Origin of the sequence: Streptomyces sp. UH6, assembly GCF_013421635.1 — a bacterium.
In the GTDB taxonomy this organism is placed as follows: Bacteria; Actinomycetota; Actinomycetes; order Streptomycetales; family Streptomycetaceae; genus Streptomyces; species Streptomyces abyssomicinicus.
Genome location: NZ_JACADT010000242.1, coordinates 1 through 6,937, shown reverse-complemented (window position 1 = coordinate 6,937; position 6,937 = coordinate 1). Strand labels below are relative to the sequence as shown.

Here is a 6,937-nt window from a genome sequence, read left to right as displayed (position 1 = left end):
CAGCCCGGCCACGCCACGGCGGTGCAGCCCAAGGACGGCAAGGCCGCGACGGCCGCCCCCGCCGAACGCCCGGCGCCGGACCCGGCCGCCGTGAGCTTCCCCCTCGACTGCGGAGACATCGCCGAGCCGGTGGTCGTCCGGCAGGCCGCGGGCGACCTCGACGGGGACGGCAGCCCCGAGACGGTCGCCGCCGTGCACTGCGACAGCGCCATGGGAACGCCCCCCGACGCCGTCTACGTCCTCACCCGTGCGGCGGACACCGACACGGCGCGCCTCGTCGCCACCCTGGTGGAACCGGAGGAACGCCACACCGTCACCGGCCTGGCGGTGCGCGACGGCCAGGTCGAGGCCACGGTGCTCGGTTACTCCTCGGCGAAGGTGCCCAGTTGCTGCCCGGACGTCGAGGAGGACGTCAACTGGCGCTGGGCCGACGGCGCGTTCCACCGCGGCTCCGCGGACGACACCGAACAGGTCTGAGGGCCGCACCGCCTGCCGTCCGGTCACGGCCGTTGATGTTCACTGCTTTCGATCCACGATCCTTGGGTATCTCCCTGGCAGTGAGGGAGAGCGCAAGGGTGAAGATCGGACACCTTCCGACGGTCTTTGTGATCTAGGGTTTCAATCGACACCCGCCCAGGTAGGGTCTGGAAGCGTCCAGCTCCCCTTGGAGGAGGTGAGGACCGTGGCAGCCCACGACGACGACATGAACCGCGGCATCCGCCCGGGTCGAGGGTCCGAGGACCCGGCCGGGCAGATCGCCTACCTTGAGCAGGAGATCGCCGTCCTGCGACGCAAGCTCGCCGACTCTCCGCGGCACACGAGGCTTCTCGAAGAGCGGATCGTCGAGCTGCAGACCAATCTGGCCGGCGTGTCCGCGCAGAACGAGCGGCTCGCCGGCACCCTCCGGGAGGCCCGCGACCAGATCGTGGCCCTCAAGGAGGAGGTCGACCGGCTCGCCCAGCCGCCGGCCGGTTTCGGCGTGTTCCTCGCGGCGAACGAGGACGGAACGGCCGACATCTTCACCGGCGGCCGCAAGCTCCGGGTGAACGTCAGTCCCAGCATCGACCTCGACGAGCTCCGGCGCGGCCAGGAGGTGATGCTCAACGAGGCGCTCAACGTGGTCGCCGCCATGGAGTTCGAGCGCGTCGGCGAGATCGTCACCCTCAAGGAGATCCTGGAGGACGGCGAGCGCGCCCTGGTGGTCGGGCACACCGACGAGGAGAAGGTGGTCCGGCTCGCCGAACCGCTGCTCGACGTCGTCATCCGGGCCGGCGACGCCCTGCTGCTCGAACCCCGCTCCGGGTACGTCTACGAGGTCGTGCCCAAGAGCGAGGTCGAGGAGCTGGTCCTCGAAGAGGTCCCCGACATCGGGTACGAGCAGATCGGCGGTCTCGGCGGCCAGATCGAGGCCATCCGGGACGCGGTCGAACTCCCCTATCTCTACCCCGACCTCTTCAAGGAGCACGAGCTGCGCCCGCCCAAGGGCGTCCTGCTCTACGGCCCGCCCGGATGCGGCAAGACGCTCATCGCCAAGGCCGTGGCGAACTCGCTGGCCAAGAAGGTCGCCGAGGTCACCGGTCAGGCCGCGGGGAAGAGCTTCTTCCTCAACATCAAGGGCCCCGAGCTCCTGAACAAGTACGTCGGCGAGACCGAGCGGCAGATCCGCCTGGTCTTCCAGCGGGCCCGTGAGAAGGCCAGCGAGGGCACGCCCGTCATCGTCTTCTTCGACGAGATGGAGTCCCTCTTCCGCACCCGCGGCTCGGGCGTCAGCTCGGACGTCGAGAACACCATCGTCCCCCAGCTCCTCGCCGAGATCGACGGCGTCGAGGGGCTGCAGAACGTGGTCGTGATCGGCGCCTCCAACCGCGAGGACATGATCGACCCGGCGATCCTGCGGCCGGGCCGGCTCGATGTGAAGATCAAGATCGAGCGTCCGGACGCCGAGGCGGCCAAGGACATCTTCGGGAAGTACCTCACCGAGCGCCTGCCGCTCCACGGGGACGACACGGCCGAGCACGGCGGCGACAAGTCCGCCACCGTCCAGGCCATGATCCAGTCCGCGGTGGAGCACATGTACGCGGAGTCCGAGGAGAACCGCTTCCTGGAGGTCACCTACGCCAACGGCGACAAGGAGGTCCTGTACTTCAAGGACTTCAACTCCGGAGCCATGATCGAGAACATCGTGGGCCGCGCCAAGAAGATGGCGATCAAGGACTTCCTCGACCACGAGCAGAAGGGTCTGCGGGTCTCCCACCTCCTCCAGGCGTGTGTGGACGAGTTCAAGGAGAACGAGGACCTGCCCAACACGACCAACCCGGACGACTGGGCCCGGATCTCCGGCAAGAAGGGCGAGCGGATCGTGTACATCCGGACCCTGATCACCGGGAAGCAGGGCTCGGACACCGGACGGTCCATCGACACGGTGGCCAACACCGGTCAGTACCTGTAACGAGAAGGGGGCGGCCGCGGATGCCCTTCGGGGCGCCCGCGGCCGCCTTCTCCCGCTCCGCCCGGCAGGACGACCGGGCGCCGCGGGAGGGGCAAAGGGACTAATGATCTCCCCGTCGGCGCATGGGCGTTCTAGGCTCGTCGGTACCGCCGCTCCGTCGCCGCGGGCAGAGCGAACGGGCACCGCACCTGCGCCGGAGCACGGGTGGTACTTGAGGGCCGCCCCCGACCGAGGGCGCCGCCGGGCAAGGAGGGCCGCATGACCGTACGGCGAGTGATGGGGATCGAGACGGAGTACGGGATCTCCGTCCCCGGCCACCCCAACGCCAATGCCATGCTCACCTCGTCCCAGATCGTCAACGCCTACGCGGCGGCGATGCACCGGGCCCGCCGGGCCCGCTGGGACTTCGAGGAGGAGAACCCGCTGCGGGACGCGCGCGGTTTCGACCTGGCGCGGGAGGTCGCCGACTCCAGCCAGCTCACGGACGAGGACATCGGCCTCGCCAACGTGATCCTGACCAACGGCGCCCGTCTCTACGTGGACCACGCCCATCCCGAGTACAGCGCCCCCGAGGTCACCAACCCGCGGGACGCGGTGCTGTGGGACAAGGCGGGCGAGCGGATCATGGCCGAGGCCGCCGAGCGGGCGGCCCAGCTGCCCGGCGCGCAGCCCATCCACCTCTACAAGAACAACACCGACAACAAGGGCGCCTCCTACGGGACGCACGAGAACTACCTGATGAAGCGGGAGACCGCCTTCTCGGACATCGTGCGCCACCTGACCCCTTTCTTCGTCTCCCGCCAGGTCTTCGCGGGCGCCGGCCGGGTCGGCATCGGCCAGGACGGCAACGAGCACGGCTTCCAGCTGAGCCAGCGCGCGGACTACTTCGAGGTCGAGGTGGGCCTCGAGACGACCCTGAAGCGGCCCATCATCAACACCCGCGACGAGCCGCACGCGGACGCGGAGAAGTACCGCCGCCTGCACGTGATCATCGGCGACGCGAACCTCTCCGAGATCTCGACCTATCTCAAGCTCGGCACCACCTCCCTGGTGCTCTCCATGATCGAGGACGGTTTCATCGCCGTCGACCTGGCCGTCGACCAGCCGGTGCGCACCCTGCACCAGGTCTCGCACGACCCGACGCTCAAGCGTCTGGTCGTGCTGCGCAGCGGCCGCAAGCTCACCGCGGTGCAGCTCCAGATGGAGTACTACGAGCTGGCCCGCAAGTACGTCGAGGAACGCTTCGGGGCCGACGCCGACGACCAGACCAAGGACGTCCTGTCCCGCTGGGAGGACGTCCTCGGCCGGCTGGAGAACGACCCGATGAGCCTGGCCGGCGAGCTGGACTGGGTGGCCAAGCGGGAGCTCATGGAGGGCTACCGCCGGCGGGACACCCTGGACTGGGACGCCCCCCGGCTGCACCTGGTCGACCTGCAGTACGCCGACGTGCGGCCCGACAAGGGCCTCTACAACCGTCTGGCGGCCCGCGGGCGGATGAAGCGGCTGCTGGACGAGCAGGACGTCCTCAGGGCCGTCACACAGCCCCCAGAGGACACCCGGGCCTACTTCCGGGGCCGGTGCCTGGAGCAGTACGCGGACGACGTGGCGGCGGCGTCCTGGGACTCGGTGATCTTCGACCTGCCCGGCCGTGACTCTCTGCAACGGGTGCCCACCCTGGAGCCGCTGCGCGGCACCCGGGCGCACGTCAAGGAACTCCTCGACCGGTGCCGGACGGCGGAGGAGCTGGTCAAGGTGCTGAGCGGGAACCGCTGATCGATCTTCCGCCCCGTGATCGGGGTGGGATCGGTCCCGAAGGGGAATCATCGGGATGGTTTCTCCGTGTGAGGGAACTGTGGGGTCGATGTCGGACCCTGCTAGTAGGGTCTGATCAAGAACGTCGAACCGAGCGGGGTGAGGGTTATGGCGACCAAGGACACCGGCGGCGGACAGCAGAAGGCCACGCGGTCGACCGAGGAGGTCGACGAGCAGGCGCAGGACGCGCAGGCGAGCGAGGACCTGAAGGAACGGCAGGAGGCGCTCAGCGACGACGTCGACTCCGTCCTGGACGAGATCGACGACGTGCTCGAATCCAACGCCGAGGAATTCGTGCGGTCATTCGTTCAGAAGGGCGGCCAGTAGGCCCTGCGGGCCTCCGAAGCGAAGGCACAGAGCCGAGCACGGGGGCTGCCCTCGGGCGGCCCCCGTGCTTCGGCACATGAAGGTGGATCATGGCCGAGGTGCGGGTAGGGTCCGTGACATAACTGTGCTTCAGCTTGCTTCAGCCGCGCGGCGTCGACGCGGACGCAGCGCGGAAGCCGTGTTCTTCGGAAGGAAATGCGTGGAAGCCAACACTCGTGACACCGGGCGACTGCCGGCCGCCTTCCTGACCCCGGGATCCTCCTCGTTCATGGACTTCCTGGCCGGACACCAGCCGGACATGCTGCCCGGCAACCGGCAGCTGCCGCCCACGCAGGGCGTCGTCGAGGCCCCGCACGGCACCACCATCGTGGCGGTGACGTTCCCGGGCGGTGTGGTCCTGGCCGGTGACCGGCGGGCCACCATGGGCAACGTGATCGCCCAGCGCGACATCGAGAAGGTGTTCCCGGCCGACGACTACTCCGCGGTGGGCATCGCGGGCACCGCCGGTCTGGCCGTGGAGATGGTGAAGCTGTTCCAGCTGGAGCTGGAGCACTTCGAGAAGGTCGAGGGCGCCCAGCTGTCCCTCGAGGGCAAGGCCAACCGGCTGTCGACGATGATCCGCTCCAACCTCGGCATGGCCATGCAGGGCCTGGCCGTGGTGCCGCTGTTCGCGGGGTACGACCTCGACCGCCGCAAGGGCCGGATCTTCTCCTACGACGTCACGGGCGGCCGCTCCGACGAGCAGGCGGGCTTCGCGGCCACGGGCTCCGGCTCGCTGTTCGCGCGCGGCTCGATGAAGAAGCTCTACCGCGAGGACCTGACGGAGGAACAGGCCACCACCCTGGTCGTCCAGGCCCTGTACGACGCGGCCGACGACGACTCGGCGACGGGCGGCCCGGACATGGCCCGCCGGATCTTCCCGATCGTCACCGTGATCACCGAGGACGGGTTCCGCCGGCTGACGGAGGAGGAGTCCTCGGGGATCGCCCGCTCGGTCCTCGACCGCAGGCTCCAGGAGCCCGACGGTCCGCGTGCGGCGCTCCTCTGACGGCGCGTCGCGCCCTCGTGGACCTGCGAGGACGATCCCTGTGACCTCTTCAGACCCTTCGACGGAATCGACGGAAAGGGACGGATAACCGGTGTCGACGCCGTTCTATGTCTCACCCCAGCAGGCGATGGCGGACCGGGCGGAATACGCCCGCAAGGGCATCGCGCGCGGCCGCAGTCTGGTCGTGCTGCAGTACGCCGACGGCATCGTCTTCGTCGGTGAGAACCCGTCCCGCGCGCTGCACAAGTTCAGCGAGATCTACGACCGCATCGGCTTCGCCGCGGCGGGCAAGTACAACGAGTACGAGAACCTGCGCATCGGCGGCGTCCGCTACGCGGACCTGCGCGGCTACACCTACGACCGGGGCGACGTGACCGCGCGCGGCCTGGCCAACGTGTACGCGCAGACGCTGGGCACCATCTTCTCCAGCGCGGGGGAGAAGCCCTACGAGGTCGAGCTGGTGGTCGCCGAGGTCGGGGAGACCCCCGACGGCGACCAGATCTACCGGCTGCCGCACGACGGCTCCATCGTCGACGAGCACGGCTCGGTCGCGGTCGGCGGCAACGCCGAGCAGATCAGCTCCTACCTGGACCAGCGCCACCGGGAGGGCATGACCCTCGCCGAGGCGCTCAAGCTGGCCGTGCAGGCGCTTTCCCGGGACACCAGCGGCAGCGAGCGGGAGATCCCCGCGGAGCGCCTGGAGGTGGCCGTACTGGACCGCACCCGGCCGCAGCGGCGGAAGTTCCGCCGGATCACCGGCCCGCGCCTGGAGCGTCTGCTCACCGCGGCCGGTGAGGGCGGTGGGACGGCCTCCGACGCGAAGCAGCCGGACGGGCCGGACGCGGAACCGGACTCCTCCGACAGCTGACGGCCAAGGGGCCACGAGGCGCGGCGGGTTCCCGCCCCGCACCTGTGCCGCGTGCGCACGGTTCGCCGTGCTCACGCGGCACGGTCGTGTCCGGGCCCGGCCGGGAAGTGCGGGCCCGCAGCGGAGGTGGGTCAGGCCCCGGGCGGGGGAGCGGTGGAGCCGCGGACCACCAGCTCGACCGGGATGTCGTGGGTGACGGGGGCCCGGCCGTCGATCACCGACAGCAGCGCCTCCATGCCGCGTTCGCCGGTCAGCTCCGCGTCCAGGCGGACGGTGGTGAGTTCCGGCTCCAGCGCCTTCGCGAGGACCTGGTCGTCGACCCCGGTGACCGAGAGGTCACCGGGGACCCGCAGCCCCAGCCGGCGGGCCGCCTTGTAGGCGCCCACGGCGAGCATGTCGTCGTCGCAGACCACCGCGGTCGGCCGGGGCCCCG

7 protein-coding genes are annotated in these 6,937 nt (G+C 69.8%); 6 read left to right on the top strand and 1 reads right to left on the bottom strand.

Features of this window, described 5'->3' with window-relative positions; translation table 11 throughout:
- The 6 genes from HW445_RS14185 to prcA form a co-directional block, all read left to right on the top strand.
- Window positions 1–477: hypothetical protein (locus tag HW445_RS14185; protein WP_218956965.1), on the top strand; the 477-nt coding region annotated here is incomplete at its 5' end.
- Between the two features lie 205 nt (window positions 478–682).
- Window positions 683–2,449 (top strand): proteasome ATPase, encoded by a 1,767-nt coding sequence (gene arc / locus HW445_RS14180; RefSeq protein ID WP_180221380.1) that lies wholly within the window; start codon window positions 683–685, stop codon window positions 2,447–2,449.
- 258 nt (window positions 2,450–2,707) lie between these two features.
- Window positions 2,708–4,222: a depupylase/deamidase Dop gene (gene dop / locus HW445_RS14175; protein ID WP_374939650.1), complete on the top strand. Its 1,515-nt coding sequence runs from the start codon at window positions 2,708–2,710 to the stop codon at window positions 4,220–4,222.
- Between the two features lie 147 nt (window positions 4,223–4,369).
- A complete protein-coding gene (locus tag HW445_RS14170; RefSeq protein WP_108956145.1) occupies window positions 4,370–4,588 on the top strand; it encodes a ubiquitin-like protein Pup in 219 nt (72 codons plus the stop codon).
- A gap of 199 nt (window positions 4,589–4,787) precedes the next feature.
- Window positions 4,788–5,636, top strand: a complete 849-nt coding sequence (gene prcB, locus HW445_RS14165; RefSeq protein WP_180221379.1) for a proteasome subunit beta — start codon at window positions 4,788–4,790, stop codon at window positions 5,634–5,636.
- A 91-nt stretch (window positions 5,637–5,727) separates the two neighbouring features.
- Window positions 5,728–6,504 carry a proteasome subunit alpha gene (gene prcA, locus HW445_RS14160; RefSeq protein ID WP_180221378.1) on the top strand — a complete coding sequence of 259 codons (777 nt, stop codon included), beginning with the start codon at window positions 5,728–5,730 and terminating at the stop codon, window positions 6,502–6,504.
- A 131-nt stretch (window positions 6,505–6,635) separates the two neighbouring features.
- On the opposite strand, the gene HW445_RS14155 is transcribed toward prcA, so the two are convergent.
- A partial coding sequence (locus HW445_RS14155) for a substrate-binding domain-containing protein (RefSeq protein WP_180221377.1) occupies window positions 6,636–6,937 on the bottom strand: 302 nt, incomplete at its 5' end.

Excerpts from the sequence above, each read along its gene's own strand:
- dop (WP_374939650.1), top strand. The coding sequence starts at position 2,708 with ATGACCGTACGGCGAGTGATGGGGATCGAGACGGAGTACGGGATCTCC.
- HW445_RS14170 (WP_108956145.1), top strand. The coding sequence starts at position 4,370 with ATGGCGACCAAGGACACCGGCGGCGGACAGCAGAAGGCCACGCGGTCG.